We start from the raw sequence: 14091 nt of genomic DNA, 5'->3' as shown, positions 1-14091 counted from the left end.
CACCTGGGGTCGCATGGGGCGCTGGCGCCCTTCGACCACTCTCGTGCTCAAGCCTGAGCCGGGTCGGAAAATCGGTGCGGGCGATTGTAGTGAGCTGCGGCGTTCGAGACCATGTCTTAACCCGAAATAATTTTTCTCCGATCCGGCAATAATCTGCCGCCGATATTGCAACGGGCCAGCATGTTATCGAAATTAATTCTCAACAAGAACCCCAAAAAACGTAAGGCTACTACGCCCGATTTAGACAGCTCCAGCAATTTACGGCGAGCTTTGACCCGCTTTAGGCGCCCATTTTCCGGGGCCTTGAAGGCAACCCGCTGCGCTGTTAAAAATGCCTGCTGCAGAGCGACTCCCAATTGAAAGCGAAGGGTGATCAAGCGGTTTTTTTGTTGCAGAATGAGGCGGCAATTCGGCCCTCGGACGGCAGCGAGACAGCAGATATGTGACAACATGTCGCACACTGTCGCAGGGTGTTCCTGCCTCTGATCAAGACGGTGCCTCATCGACCCTGAAACGTAAAACGCCCCGGCTCCGAAGAAGAGCCGGGGCGTTTTTCCACGATACTTCAGCGAAGCGCCTTGCGATTGCGCGACACCAGCAATGGCACCAGCACGACGGTGAGGACAAACGCCACCAGTGCCCATTGCGCCAGTGACAGGCCGAGGATCGGCGGGTACGGGGTGGAACAGAAACCATCGACCTGGAAGCCCAGCGGGAAGATCTTCGCCAGCGGCAGGCTATCGACAATTGGCTGCAACACATCTACGCCGCAACTGACCGCGGGGAAAAACTGAGTGTACACATGGTGCCCGGCCACACCCGCCCCTGCCAGCGCGCAAAGCACGACAAGGCCTTCGAAGACCGTCAGGCTGCGGCGCGTACGCATGGCCGCGCCGATAAAAGCGAAGATGGCAATCAGCAACAACGCATAGCGCTGCAGGATGCACAGCGGGCATGGCGCTTCACCAAGCACCACCTGCATATATAAAGCACCGCCGATCAGTCCCAGGCAGATCAACCCCAGCAGCACCAGATAGCGCCGCTCACGGCCCAGCCGCAGCATTTCCTCACTCATTGCTTTTCCCTTTGATAGGCATGGATCGACGCGCGGCCTTGCGGCGACCGGCGCGCTTTCGGATGGCCGAAGTCTACACGCAGATCGTGAACGAGCGCAGTCGGCAATATGGAGGGAATAGACAGGAAAGAGGTTAAGCGGGGATTAATTCCAGCGCAGCGCCGGTCATGCCGCCCCTTTCGCGAGCAGGCTCGCTCCCACAGGTCATGCGTCGTGCATGCGTGTTCCGGATAACGCAGATTCTCTGTGGGAGCGAGCCTGCTCGCGAAGAAGGCAACCCGGTCACCCGGATTGCCCTGGCATTTACTCCAAAGCAGCCGCCGGCCCGAAGAATTCATAGCGGCTTTGTCCCGGCGGTACGCCCAAGGCCTTGAGATGACGCTTGATGGCCGCCATGAAGCCCTTCGGCCCAAGGAAGTACGCGTCCAGGTCTCGCTGCTCGGGCAACCACTGCGCCAGTTGCTCCTCACTCAACAGCCCTACCTTGTCAGCCGCCGGCCCAGCGCCGTCGTGCTCGTCATAACAGTAGAAACGCTTGAGTTGCGGGTGCCGCTTGGCCAGGTCGTCGATCCACTCGCGAAAGGCATGGACCTGGCCATTGCGCGCGCAGTGAATGAAATGCACCGGGCGCTCGGTTTGCAGCGCCGCTTGCAACATCGCCAGGGTCGGAGTGATGCCGACGCCGCCACTGATCAGCACCAGCGGCTTGTCGCTGGCGGTGAGGTAAAAATCTCCCGATGGCGGAAACAGCTGGATGCTGCTGCCGACCTGGAAATGGTCGTGCAGGTAATTGGACACCCGTCCGCCCGCCTCGCGCTTGACGCTGATGCGGTACTGGCCATTGTTAGCCAAGGCCGACAACGAATAGTTGCGGCGCACTTCTTCACCGTCCAGCACCAGCTTCATACCGATGTACTGGCCGGGCTCGGCTTGCAGGATAGGCCCCTTGTCCGCCGGTTCGAAGTAGAACGAAGTGATTTCCGCGCTTTCCTGCACCTTGGCCGTCAGGATGAACTCACGTTCACCGCGCCAGCCGCCGGGTGCCGCGGCTTTGCGGTCATACAAGCTGGTTTCGGCGCCGATCAGGATATCGGCCAACTGGTTATAGGCCGCGCCCCACGCCGAAATCACTTCAGGTGTAGCGATTTCTTCGCCCAGTACCTCGGCGATTGCCCGCAGCAAGCAGGAGCCGACGATCGGGTAATGCTGTGGCTGGATCTGCAAGGCCACGTGCTTGTTGACGATCTTTGCCACCAGGTCGCCCAACTGGTCGAGTTGATCGATGTGCCGCGCATACATCAATACACCGTTAGCCAGCGCACGCGGCTGGTCGCCGCTGGCCTGGTGAGCCTGGTTGAACAGCGGGCGCACTTGCGGGTATTCGGACAGCATCATGCGGTAGAAGTGAGTGATCAGCGCTTCCCCACCGCTCTCAAGCAAGGGGACAGTGGAACGGATGATGGCGCGTTGTTCTCGACTCAGCATGGGTGGCTCCTCGCGTGGTACAAATAACAGTTACCTATGCCTATCAGTTTTCATGCCACAAATTTTGACCTTGTATTTCAGGCAGTTGAAGACGATGTAGTCATATCGACAAGACAGCACTTATAGTCCTTATGACTAGATGGAGTCATTATGACCGCAACTTCCTTGCTGACCTCGCTATTGCCGCTGGTGGCCGACCTGTCCCGCGAACTGCCTGAAGGCGAGCGCTATCGGCGCCTGCTCGGAGCCCTGCGCAGCCTGTTGCCTTGCGACGCCGCTGCGCTGTTGCGCCTGGACGGCGACTGCCTCGTCCCGCTGGCCGTGGATGGCTTGAGCACCGACACCCTGGGCCGGCGATTCCGGGTCAGCGAGCATCCGCGTTTCGAAGCTTTGCTGGCCAATCCGCAGCCCACTCGCTTCGCCACCGACAGTGACCTGCCCGATCCGTACGACGGATTGGTGGAAGGGCTGGATGAACATCTGGAGGTTCACGATTGCATGGGTTGCCCGCTGTTTGTCGATGAGCAGCCCTGGGGCTTGCTGACCCTGGACTCGCTGGACCCGGAACGCTTCGAACCTATTGACCTGAGCGCCCTGCAAGCCTTCGCCAGCCTCGCCGCCGCCACTGTCAGCGCCGCCGAACGTATCGAGCGCCTTGCGTTGAGGGCCGAGGACGAGCATCGCCGCGCCGAGGTCTACCGTCAGGCCAGCGGCCAGCAGCAGCGCGACATGGTCGGCCAGAGCAAGCCCCATAAACGCCTGGTGGAAGAGATCAAGCTGGTCGGGGGCAGTGACCTGACGGTACTGATCACTGGCGAAACCGGCGTCGGCAAGGAATTGGTCGCCCAGGCCATTCACGCCGCCTCCCACCGTGCCGACCAGCCGCTGATCAGCCTCAATTGCGCGGCGCTGCCTGACACGCTGGTGGAAAGTGAACTCTTCGGCCATGTTCGAGGCGCGTTCACCGGTGCCACCCATGACCGGCGCGGCAAATTCGAGCTGGCGGATGGCGGCACGCTGTTCCTCGACGAGGTGGGCGAACTGTCCCTGACCGTCCAGGCCAAATTGCTTCGCGTGTTGCAAAGCGGCCAGCTGCAACGCCTGGGCTCGGACAAGGAGCACCGCGTCGATGTGCGCCTGATTGCGGCGACCAACCGCGACCTCGCCGAGGAAGTGCGCAATGGCCGTTATCGGGCCGACTTCTACCACCGGTTGAGTGTCTACCCGCTGCAAGTGCCTGCGCTGCGTGATCGCGGGCGCGATGTGCTGCTGCTCGCCGGCTTCTTCCTGGAACAGAACCGCTCGCGCATGGGCCTTGGCAGCCTGCGCCTGACCAGCGACGCCCAGGCTGCGTTGCTGGCCTACGATTGGCCGGGCAACGTGCGCGAACTGGAACACCTGATCGGTCGCAGCGCGTTGAAGGCATTGGGCAAGCATCCGGTTCGGCCGAAGATTCTCAGCTTGAGCGCCGATGATCTGGATCTGCCTCACATACTCCCGGAAAATGCTCCGAACAACAGCCTCGCGCCAGCCTCCACGGTGAAGGTTTCCGGTGACTTGCGCCAGGCCACGGAAAACTATCAACGGCAAATGATCAGCGCCTGCCTGGAACGCCATCAGCACAACTGGGCCAGCGCTGCCCGGGAACTGGGCCTGGATCGGGCCAACCTGGGGCGGATGGCCAGGCGGCTGGGCCTCAAATAGTTTGCCGAGGAGATTTTGTGGCGAGGGAGCTTGCTCCCGCTCGGTTGCGAAGCAGCCCTCACCTGCAGCGCGGTTTCGAATTTTGCGACCGCTGCGCGGCCGAGCGGGAGCAAGCTCCCTCGCCACAAAAGCAGCGTTATGTGGACAGTGCTGCAGCGATCCTCGCCATTGACAGTTTTTCGCCCTAAAGCCTGCCCCCGACAAGTCGATAACCCGTTATCAAAAGCTGTCTTGGCGATCTTCATGCTCGCCCCACCTTTTTCCACAGAAGGTTTTTATGTCTTCCAACAAAGCCCGCGCAGATTCCCTTTCGCTTCTGCTGTTTACCTTGCGCAGCGGCAAGCTGATGGCAATCAACCTGCTCAAGGTCAGCGAAATCATTCCCTGCCCGCCGCTGACCAAACTGCCGGAGTCGCACCCACACGTAAAAGGCATCGCCACGTTGCGCGGAACATCGTTGTCGGTGATCGACCTCAGCCGCGCCATTGGCGAGCGGCCGCTGGAAGACCCGGACGGCGGGTGCCTGATCGTCACCGACGTCAGCCGCTCCAAGCAGGGCCTGCACGTGCAGGCGGTGAGCAAGATCGTGCATTGCCTGACTACCGACATCAAACCGCCGCCCTACGGCTCCGGCGGTGTGCGTGCGTTCATCACTGGCGTGACTTCGGTGGACGGCACGCTGGTGCAGGTGCTGGACATCGAAAAAGTCATCCACGGCATCGCCCCGGCGCAAATCGAGACGGCGCCCACCGAACTGAGCATGGAAGACGCCGAAGTCCTCGGCAACGCCCGAATCCTGGTGGTCGATGACAGCCAGGTGGCGCTCCAGCAATCGGTGCATACCCTGCGCAACCTGGGCCTGCAATGCCACACCGCCCGCAGCGCCAAGGAAGCCATCGACTGCCTGCTTGAGCTGCAAGGCACGGCGCAGGAGATCAACCTGATCGTTTCCGACATCGAAATGTCCGAGATGGACGGTTACGCCCTCACCCGGACCCTGCGGGAAACGCCGGACTTCGCTCACCTCTATGTGTTGTTGCACACCTCGCTCGACAGCGCGATGAACAGTGAGAAAGCGCGGCTGGCGGGCGCCAACGGGGTACTGACCAAGTTCTCCTCGCCGGAACTGACCAAGTGCCTGATCACGGCGGCCAAGGCCGTCGCCGAACAAGGTCGCTAAACCCGCCCGCATTCCGACGGTGCGCCGAGTGCACGAGGCTGCGAGTTCGCGGCCTCGATACCTTCCCAACCTCAGGCATACTCCTGCGCTGGCCTCCCAGAACAAGGATCTTGCCGATGAAAGTACCCTGCCTGATTTTTTTTGCTCTCAGCGCCCTGGCTGCCCAGGCCTATGCCTACAGCTCCGATGCCTGGGCTGCCTATGACAAGAAAGTCCTCGCCAGTTGCATCAAGGCCAGCGGTTTGAAAAATGCCGAACCGGTCGGCAGCCCCGCGCAATTCGACGACCGGGTCGGCTACACGGCGCTGTTGCTGCAAGGCCAATACCCGCAAAAGCACATGAAAGGCGCGACCGGCACCGAGCTGTGCCTCTACCGCAAGAAAACCAAGAGCGCGTTCGTGACCGAATGGGACTCGATCCGCCCGACCGAAACCTCCCGATGAATGGCGCATAAATTGCTTTGCATGGCTTATCACGGCGTTTTTCTGTCGCCGCTTTAGCCAATTGCCTTCGGTCAATCAATGAACACGACGTTTTCCTGCGTAGGGTGCGGTAAATGCTGCACGGGCCATCACGTTCCCCTGACGCTCGATGAAGCCAGGATGTGGGCGAATGATGGCGGCCAGGTGATTGTCCTGGTCGAGGCCTTCCTGCCCAATGGCCTCGGCCTGCCGGTGGCGCAACGCGAGCACGCCGAACGGCGCTCGGCAGTAGTGCGCAGCGGCGTCAGCGAGGCCCGCGTGGCGATCACCTTCGCCGCCTATAATCCCGGTCCTTGCCATAATCTGGACGCCGACAACCTGTGCCGCATCTATGAGCGTCGTCCCTTGGTGTGCCGCATCTATCCCATGGAAATCAACCCGCACATTCCTCTCGATACCGGCGCCAAGGATTGCCCGCCGGAGTCGTGGGAAACGGGGCCGCAGTTGATCGTCGGCGGTCAGTTGGTAGATCAGGAACTGGCCCGGTTGATCGAGCGCTCCCGCCAGGCCGACCGTGAAGAGATCGCCATCAAGGAACGCATCTGCGTGTCCCTGGGCATCCACACCACCGCGCTGAAGGGCGACGGCTTCACCGCGTACCTGCCGAACATGGCGGCGTTTGCCGCCGCCATCGATCAGGCCCGCGCGCAGCCAATGGACCAAGAGGCGGGCGAATGGCAGTTCCACTTGTCAGGTGATGACATTGCTCGCCAGGTCACCGACAGCGGCGCAAGTGTTGTCACCGAGGAGCCGGTCAACTACGCGTTTATTTCGCTGCGGGCCGCCTGAATTTACGGAACTCCCCTGTGGGAGCGAGCCTGCTCGCGATGGCGATTTATCTGCCGGCTTATCCGGTGACTGACACACCGCGATCGCGAGCAGGCTCACTCCCACATAAGCTCACTCCCAAAAGGAAAAGTGTGGCGCTGGGATGCACTGTCCCTCTCGCCTAACCCGCGCCAGGAATGTTAGCGTGCTTGGTATTCTCCGCAGATGAGCCTTGCACGATGAAAAAAACCGTACTCGCCTTCAGCCGTATCACGCCCCCCATGATCGAGCGCCTGCGCCAGGACTTCGACGTGATCGTGCCCAACCCGTCGAACGGCGACATCAATGCGCAGTTCAACGAAGCCTTGCCCCATGTCCATGGGCTGATTGGCGTTGGCCGCAAGCTCGGCCGCGAGCAACTGCAGCACGCCACGAAGCTGCAAGTGGTCTCCAGCGTGTCGGTGGGCTATGACAATTACGACCTGGCGTACTTCAATGAACGCGGGATCATGCTCACCAACACTCCCGACGTGCTCACCGAAAGCACCGCCGACCTGGCGTTCGCCCTGGTGATGAGCAGTGCCCGGCGTGTCGCCGAACTGGACGCGTGGACCAAGGCTGGACAGTGGCAGGCGTCTGTCGGGCCACAGCTGTTCGGCAGCGATGTACATGGCAAGACCCTGGGCATCGTGGGCATGGGCAATATCGGCGCGGCTGTTGCCCGACGTGGTCGGCTCGGGTTCAACATGCCGATCCTCTACAGCGGCAACAGTCGCAAGCCCGAGCTGGAGAACCAGTTGGGCGCACAGTTCCGCGAACTGGATCAGTTGCTGGCCGAAGCGGACTTCGTCTGCCTGGTGGTGCCGTTGAGCGAGAAAACCCGCCACCTGATCGGCCAGCGCGAGCTGTCCCTGATGAAACCGAGCGCCATCCTGGTGAACATTTCCCGCGGTCCGGTGGTGGATGAGCCAGCGTTGATCGAAGCCTTACAGAACAACCGCATCCGCGGCGCCGGGCTGGATGTCTACGAAAAGGAACCGCTGGCCGAGTCGCCGCTGTTCCAGTTGAAAAATGCCGTCACCTTGCCGCATATCGGTTCGGCTACCCATGAAACCCGTGAGGCCATGGCCAATCTGGCCGTGGAAAACCTGCGCAGCGCCCTGCTGGGCGAACGACCGAAGAACCTGGTCAACCCGCAAGTCTGGAAATAAGCGGGCCGAGTACTCACCGTGGCGAGGGAGCTTGCTCCCGCTGGGCTGCACAGCAGCCCCTTGCGGTTTATCTGATGTAGCGCGGTGGCAGATACGCCTTGGGGTTGCTTCGCAACCCAGCGGGAGCAAGCTCCCTCGCCACACCTCAGAGGTTGTGGCTTAACGAGCCAGCGCGACTTTCACGGTCACGGGTGGCGGCTTGCGAAACACCAACACGTTGCCCAGCATCACCAGCACCAGTCCGACCAGCGCCGGTGCCGTCCACTCATAACCCTCGACAACAGCCGAGACATTTAAGGCCACCACCGGGAACAGCACGGTGCAATACGCCGCCCGCTCCGGCCCCATGCGCCCTACCAGCGTCAGGTACGCGGTAAAGCCGATGACCGAACCCGGAATCACCAGGTACAACAGCGAGCCGACGTAGCGCGTATTCCATTCAATCTCGAACGGAATGCCCTGGAACAAGCACCACACCGACAGCATCGCGGCCCCGTAGGCCATGCCCCAGGCGTTGGTGGTCAACGGCTTGAGGCCGGCCTTCTGTTGCAGGCTCGACAGCATGTTGCCCGCCGAGAAACACAAGGTGCCCAACAGCGCCAGCGCCAACCCGAGCAGCGTTTGCGGACTTGCGCGGTGCCCGGCCAGCTCCGGCCAGAACAACAACGCCAGCCCGAGCAGCCCAAGGGCACCGCCGAGCAAGACGTTGCGGGCGATCCGCTGACCGAAGAACACCCGCGCATTCAAGGCGTTCCAGAGCGTCGCGGTGGAAAACACCACGGCGATCAGGCCGCTGGGAATCCACTGGCTGGCGGTCAGGAAACACATGAAGTTGATGCAGAACAGGCACAGGCCCTGGGCGACGCAGATCAAATGACCGCGCCGGTTCATGACCTGCAGGCGTCGGCTGAGCAGGAGCATCACGAACAGGATCAGCGCGGCGAGGCCGAAGCGATAGACAATCGACACCGGAATGGCGACGACGCCCAACTGCAGTTTCAGGGCGATCCAGGTGGTCCCCCAGATGAGCACGGTAAGCAGGTACAACGAAAGGTTCATGGCGACGACTCCTGGCAATGACGGCCAGTCTCACGCCGATACCTGCCCGACGCTTGCGTAAACTTGCGGTTTTTATCAGGGACAGGCTGGCATGGGCGCCTCGAGGGAGTAGGATTCGAGCTGGAGAAACCGATCATGACCAGTCTGCAAACCCTGCAAGTCTTCCAAGCCCTCAACAGCTCGCCCAATGCTCGCCTGGAGCACAGCGCCGAGCTCGGTGACGGCATGGCGGCGGCTTTGTGGAGCAACCATCACGACGCCCGTGACTACGAGGCGCCAACCCACCATACGCTGTCGTGCTACATCGCCGGCGGCACCGGCACTTTTCGCCGCGAGCGTCCCGACACCACGGGGGCGCCCGGCAAACTCTGCGTGTTGCCGGCCGAACATGAATCGGCCTGGGTCATCAACGGCGACATTCGCCTCGCCCACCTGTATTTCAGCCCCGAGCAATTCGCCCTGGGTTGCGTCACGCTGCTGGATCGCGAACCGCGGCAAGTGCAATTGCACGAGGCAACCTTTCTCGATGACCCGCGGCAGGCACAGCGCTTTCGGCAGTTGATCAAGCTGGACTGGGCCGAGCCGGCTGAACGCCTGCTCGGCACCAGCCTGGCCCATGAGCTGCTCAGCCACCTGCTGCTCAATCAGGTTGGCCAGCGCCAGGGCCTGCGCCTGAAGGGTGGGTTGGCCGCGCACCAGCGACGCTTGCTGGTGGATTACATCGACGCTCAATTGGCCGAAGCCATCAGCCTTGGTCAACTCGCCGCGCTGTGTGCCCTGTCCGAATACCATTTCGCCCGGATGTTCCGCGAAACCTTCGGCCTGCCACCGCACCAGTACGTCCTGGCGCGGCGTCTCGCCCGGGCGCGGCACTTACTGCGCCATACCTTACAACCGTTGGGCGAGGTGGCTCTGGCCTGCGGATTTGCCAGCGCCAGCCATTTTACCAACCGCTTTCGCCAGGCCTTGGGGGCAGCTCCCGGGGAGTATCGGCAGGCGTTTTTGCCCTAGCGCATCCATGTGCGAGCGAGCCTGCTCGCGAAAGCCCGATCCGGTCCATAACCGAAACGAAACACTCATCCCGATTGCCGTTTCCCTCTGCGCGACTCTACAATGCGAACAATTCTTGTTCTCTAGCACAGCTTACCGCTGTCGGGATGTTCCTCGTTGCCGCCTGCACACACCGTCGAAGTGCTCTACAACGCCCACCACAGTTGGCTCAACGGCTGGTTGCGAAGAAAACTCGGGTGTCCCGACAGTGCCGCCGATCTGGCCCAGGACACGTTCATGCGCGTGCTGACCGCGCGCGATCCGCAGCCGGTCCTGGAGCCCCGTGCATTTCTCACCACCATCGCCAAGCGCGTATTGTTCAACCATTACCGCCGCCAGGACCTGGAACGCGCCTACCTCGACACCCTCGCCCAGATGCCGGAGCAAGTGGCGCCGTCGGAAGAGGAGCGGGCGATTATCCTGCAGACCCTGCTGGAGCTGGACCAATTGCTCGATGGTCTGCCACGTGCGGTCAAAAAGGCGTTCCTGCTGGCGCAGATCGATGGCCTGACCTACAACGAAATCGCCCGTGAACTGGGTATTTCCCTGGCGACGGTCAAGCGCCACCTGAACAAGGCAGCGATGCGCTGCTACTTCGCCCTGTGAACCCGCCGATGCCCAGCGCGCCGAACGTGAGCGCGCAAGTCGCCGAGCAGGCGGTGCATTGGCTGCTGGAAATGCAGCAGGGGCCACTCGATACGCGCCAGCAGCAAGCCTGGGAACAGTGGCTCAATGCACACAGCGAACATCGCCGCGCCTGGGAGCATATCCAGCGGGTCAACCAGCGGCTGCGCAATGTGTCTTCTCCGTTGGCCCATGCGACGCTCAACACACCGAAGTCGGCAACGCGGCGCCGGGCCCTCAAGATGTTGCTGCTGCTGGGTGCCGGCTCGGCCGCGACCTGGGGCCTGCGTGAACGCCAGTTGTTGCCGCCATTGCTCGCCGATTACCGCAGCCCGGTGGGCGAGCGGCGTCGCCTGGCGCTGGATGACGGCAGCCAGCTGCAGCTCAACAGCGGCAGCGCGGTCGATATTCGCTTCGACGCTCAGCGCCGCCTGATCCGCCTGCTGGAAGGGGAACTGCTATTGACCGCAGCCCAGGACCCACGCCCCCTGCAGGTGCTGACCGCCCATGGCCTGCTGGAAAGCCACGACGCCCGTTTCAACGTGCGTGAGTATGCAGACCACACCCAAGTCGCAGTGTTTGCCGGCCAGGTGGACATTCGCGGCAGGCACGGCCCGGCTTTTCTGCTGGGGGCTTCCCGACAAGCGTCCCTTGGCATCAACGGCACCGGTCCCGCCACGGCGCTTGACGCCAACAGCGGTGCCTGGACGGAGGGCATGCTGGTCGCCGCGCACATGCGCCTGGCGGATTTCCTTGAGGAACTGGGCCGCTACCGACGCGGCCAGCTGCACTGCGACGAGGCGGTCGCCAACCTTCTGGTCTCCGGAACTTATCCGCTGGACAACGGCGAGCGAATCCTTGATCTGCTGGAAATCAGCCTGCCGGTAAAAGTGCGGCGTTTCACCCGCTATTGGGTCACGGTCGAAGCTCGCGCTTGAGCCCATGGCGGCCCACCCACAAAAAAAATGATTTGCCAGTGAGCCATTTTCCACACCTTGGGTGACAGAGAGGGAAAGCCACTTCGATATAACCTTCTCGGGACTCCCATCCATGCCGCAGCAACCCACCCGTCTCACCCCGCTCGCTCGCGCCGCGCGTCAACTGTTCCTGGGGGCCAGCTTGAGTTTCGTTGCACTGCCCGCCGTGCTGGCTGCAGAGTCCAAGGCCTATCACATTGCGCCGTCGTCGCTGGAAAACGCTCTCAATCAATTCGGCCGCGAAGCCGGCGTGTTGATTTCCTTCGGCTCGCAACTGACCGGCGGCCTGCAGAGTCGCGGCCTGGAAGGCAGCTACAGCCCCGAGCAAGGCTTGAACGCGCTGCTTGAAGGCACAGGCCTGCAAGCCCGGCCCGAGGGGGACAATGCTTTCAGCCTGCAACCGGTCAGCAGCACTGCACTGGACATCGGCACCACGACCGTGGTCGGTGACTGGCTCGGCGACGCAGCGCCGACCAACGTCTTCGAACACCCGGGCGCTCGGGACGTTATCCGCCGCGAAGAATTCGAACGCCAGGGCGCGACCCAGGCCCGGGACGTGCTCAATCGCATTCCCGGCGTCAACGCACCGGAAAACAACGGCACCGGTAGCCATGACATGGCGCTGAATTTCGGTATCCGTGGCCTCAATCCGCGCCTGGCTTCCCGCTCGACGGTACTGATGGATGGCGTTCCAGTGCCTTTCGCGCCGTATGGCCAACCGCAGCTGTCCTTTGCCCCCGTGAGCATGGGCAACTTGGACGCGGTGGATGTCGTGCGCGGGGGCGGCGCGGTGCGCTACGGCCCGCAAAACGTCGGCGGCGTGGTCAACTTCGTGACCCGGGCAATACCCGATGCACCGACTGTCAAAGGCGGTTTCCAGACCGAGACGAGCCCGTCCTCCAGCCACGATGGCTTCAAGACGTCCGCCAATCTGCTGGCCGGCGGCACCGCCGATAACGGCCTGGGCGGCGCCCTGTTGTATTCCGGCACCCGCGGCGGCGACTGGCGTGAGCACAGCGACACGCAGATCGACGATCTGATCCTCAAGGGCAACTATCAACTGGACGAGGCCAACAGCTTCAACGCCATGGCCCAGTATTACGAAGGCGAGGCCGACATGCCCGGCGGCCTGAATGTGGCCGACTACAACGCCGACCCGTATCAGTCCACCCGCCAGAAAGACCGGTTCTGGGGTCGTCGTACCCTGGTCAATTTCGGCTACCGCTACCAGCAGGACCGGCGAGAATTCACCGCCAACACGTTTTTCACCAAGACCTTGCGCAGCGGCTATCTGGACCAGGGCTCCTTCCTGTCCCTGTCGCCTCGTGAATATTGGGTACGCGGCCTGGAAACCCGGTTCGCCCAAGGCTTCGATCTCGGCCCGACCAGCCACGAGGTCGGCGTCGGCTATCGCTATATCAACGAAGCCGGTCATGAACTGCGTTATCGCACACCGATCGCCAGCAACGAGCTGCCGACCACCTCCAGCCGCAACGACCGCGATACCCGCGGCGGAACCGAAGCCAATGCATTTTTCATCGATGACCGGATCGATATCGGCAAATGGACGATCACGCCCGGTATTCGCTACGAAATGATCGAATCGCAACAAACCAACAACCTGACCAACGTGAAGTACAAGGGCGACTACAACACCGCCCTGCCAGCGCTGAATGTGCTGTACCACCTGACCGACGAATGGAATCTGTATGCCAACACCGAAGGCTCGTTCGGCAGCGTGCAGTACAGCCAGATGCCCAACCGCGTCAGCAGCGGTGAAGTGAAGCCGGAGAAGGCCCGCACCTGGGAGCTTGGCACCCGTTATGACAATGGCAATCTGCGGGCAGAGATCGGCGCCTTCCTGATCAACTTCGACAACCAGTACGAAAGCAATCAGACCAACGACTCGGTGATCGCCCGGGGCGAGACCCGCCACCAGGGCATCGAAACCAGCATCAATTATGCCCTCGACGGCCTGAGCCCGGCGCTGGCCGGTTTTGACGTTTACGCCACTTACGCCTACGTCGACGCCACCATTCGCGAAGACGGACCGAACAAGGGCAACCGCGTGCCCTTCTCCTCCAGGCACAAAGGTACGCTGGGCGTGGGTTACACGGATGGGCCGTGGAAGCTGAACCTGGACAGCACCTACCAGAGCGCGCAGTTTGCCGACAACGCCAATACCCGCGCGGAAAGCGCCGATGGCAGCACCGGCAATATCCCTGGCTACATGCTGTTCAGCAGCCGCGCCGCTTATGACTTCGGCCCGCAACTGTCGGACCTGAACGTCGCGGTGGGCGTGAAGAACATCTTCAATACCCAATACTTCACCCGCTCGTTTGACGACAACAATCGGGGCAAGTACGTAGGGGAACCGCGCACGTTGTATGTGCAGACGTCCGTGGCGTTCTGATTCGGGGCCACAGTGAATAGCTGAAACAAGACGGGCCTGCTATTGCAGGCCCGTCTGTTTGGT

At 61.9% G+C, this 14091-nt stretch carries 13 protein-coding genes; 9 read left to right on the top strand and 4 right to left on the bottom strand.

Annotation, left to right across the window (positions count from 1 at the left end; genetic code table 11):
• Positions 1 to 116: 116 nt before the first annotated feature.
• The 3 genes from J3P91_RS04525 to hmpA all read right to left on the bottom strand — a co-directional run bounded on the left by J3P91_RS04525 (position 117) and on the right by hmpA (position 2560).
• Positions 117 to 452: a hypothetical protein gene (locus J3P91_RS04525; protein WP_434602865.1), complete on the bottom strand. Its 336-nt coding sequence runs from the start codon at positions 450 to 452 to the stop codon at positions 117 to 119.
• A gap of 113 nt (positions 453 to 565) precedes the next feature.
• On the bottom strand, positions 566 to 1075 hold the full coding sequence (locus J3P91_RS04520; RefSeq protein ID WP_434602864.1) for a disulfide bond formation protein B: 510 nt from the start codon (positions 1073 to 1075) through the stop codon (positions 566 to 568).
• Between the two features lie 303 nt (positions 1076 to 1378).
• Positions 1379 to 2560, bottom strand: coding sequence for an NO-inducible flavohemoprotein (hmpA, locus tag J3P91_RS04515; protein WP_434602863.1), 1182 nt, complete (start codon positions 2558 to 2560; stop codon positions 1379 to 1381).
• Between the two features lie 150 nt (positions 2561 to 2710).
• Between hmpA and norR the strand changes: the two genes are divergently transcribed.
• The 5 genes from norR (at position 2711) to J3P91_RS04490 (ending at position 7905) form a co-directional block, all read left to right on the top strand.
• Positions 2711 to 4264, top strand: a complete 1554-nt coding sequence (gene norR / locus J3P91_RS04510; protein ID WP_434602862.1) for a nitric oxide reductase transcriptional regulator NorR — start codon at positions 2711 to 2713, stop codon at positions 4262 to 4264.
• Between the two features lie 277 nt (positions 4265 to 4541).
• The gene (locus tag J3P91_RS04505; RefSeq protein WP_030139917.1) at positions 4542 to 5444 is read left to right on the top strand and encodes a chemotaxis protein CheV; all 903 of its coding nucleotides are present in this window, start codon (positions 4542 to 4544) and stop codon (positions 5442 to 5444) included.
• Positions 5445 to 5560: 116 nt separating this feature from the next.
• Positions 5561 to 5887 carry a hypothetical protein gene (locus tag J3P91_RS04500; protein ID WP_434602861.1) on the top strand — a complete coding sequence of 109 codons (327 nt, stop codon included), beginning with the start codon at positions 5561 to 5563 and terminating at the stop codon, positions 5885 to 5887.
• 78 nt (positions 5888 to 5965) lie between these two features.
• Positions 5966 to 6715, top strand: coding sequence for a YkgJ family cysteine cluster protein (locus J3P91_RS04495; RefSeq protein WP_434602860.1), 750 nt, complete (start codon positions 5966 to 5968; stop codon positions 6713 to 6715).
• A gap of 218 nt (positions 6716 to 6933) precedes the next feature.
• Positions 6934 to 7905: a 2-hydroxyacid dehydrogenase gene (locus J3P91_RS04490; RefSeq protein WP_305496709.1), complete on the top strand. Its 972-nt coding sequence runs from the start codon at positions 6934 to 6936 to the stop codon at positions 7903 to 7905.
• A gap of 159 nt (positions 7906 to 8064) precedes the next feature.
• Here J3P91_RS04490 and J3P91_RS04485 read toward each other — a convergent pair whose 3' ends face one another.
• Positions 8065 to 8964, bottom strand: coding sequence for a DMT family transporter (locus J3P91_RS04485; RefSeq protein ID WP_434602859.1), 900 nt, complete (start codon positions 8962 to 8964; stop codon positions 8065 to 8067).
• Positions 8965 to 9099: 135 nt separating this feature from the next.
• Here J3P91_RS04485 and J3P91_RS04480 point away from each other — a divergent pair, with 135 nt between their 5' ends.
• The 4 genes from J3P91_RS04480 (at position 9100) to fecA (ending at position 14028) form a co-directional block, all read left to right on the top strand.
• The gene (locus J3P91_RS04480; protein WP_434602858.1) at positions 9100 to 9975 is read left to right on the top strand and encodes a helix-turn-helix domain-containing protein; all 876 of its coding nucleotides are present in this window, start codon (positions 9100 to 9102) and stop codon (positions 9973 to 9975) included.
• Between the two features lie 156 nt (positions 9976 to 10131).
• Positions 10132 to 10620: a sigma-70 family RNA polymerase sigma factor gene (locus J3P91_RS04475; RefSeq protein WP_434569758.1), complete on the top strand. Its 489-nt coding sequence runs from the start codon at positions 10132 to 10134 to the stop codon at positions 10618 to 10620.
• Between the two features lie 8 nt (positions 10621 to 10628).
• The gene (locus J3P91_RS04470) at positions 10629 to 11576 is read left to right on the top strand and encodes a FecR domain-containing protein (protein WP_434602857.1); all 948 of its coding nucleotides are present in this window, start codon (positions 10629 to 10631) and stop codon (positions 11574 to 11576) included.
• Positions 11577 to 11688: 112 nt separating this feature from the next.
• Positions 11689 to 14028 carry a TonB-dependent Fe(3+) dicitrate receptor FecA gene (fecA, locus tag J3P91_RS04465; protein ID WP_434602856.1) on the top strand — a complete coding sequence of 780 codons (2340 nt, stop codon included), beginning with the start codon at positions 11689 to 11691 and terminating at the stop codon, positions 14026 to 14028.
• Positions 14029 to 14091: the final 63 nt, after the last annotated feature.

The sequence above is a fragment of the Pseudomonas sp. Z4-7 genome (assembly GCF_051131965.1).
In the GTDB taxonomy this organism is placed as follows: domain Bacteria; phylum Pseudomonadota; class Gammaproteobacteria; order Pseudomonadales; family Pseudomonadaceae; genus Aquipseudomonas.
Note: the sequence above shows the minus strand (reverse complement) of the source record. Positions and strands in the feature narration are given on the sequence as shown.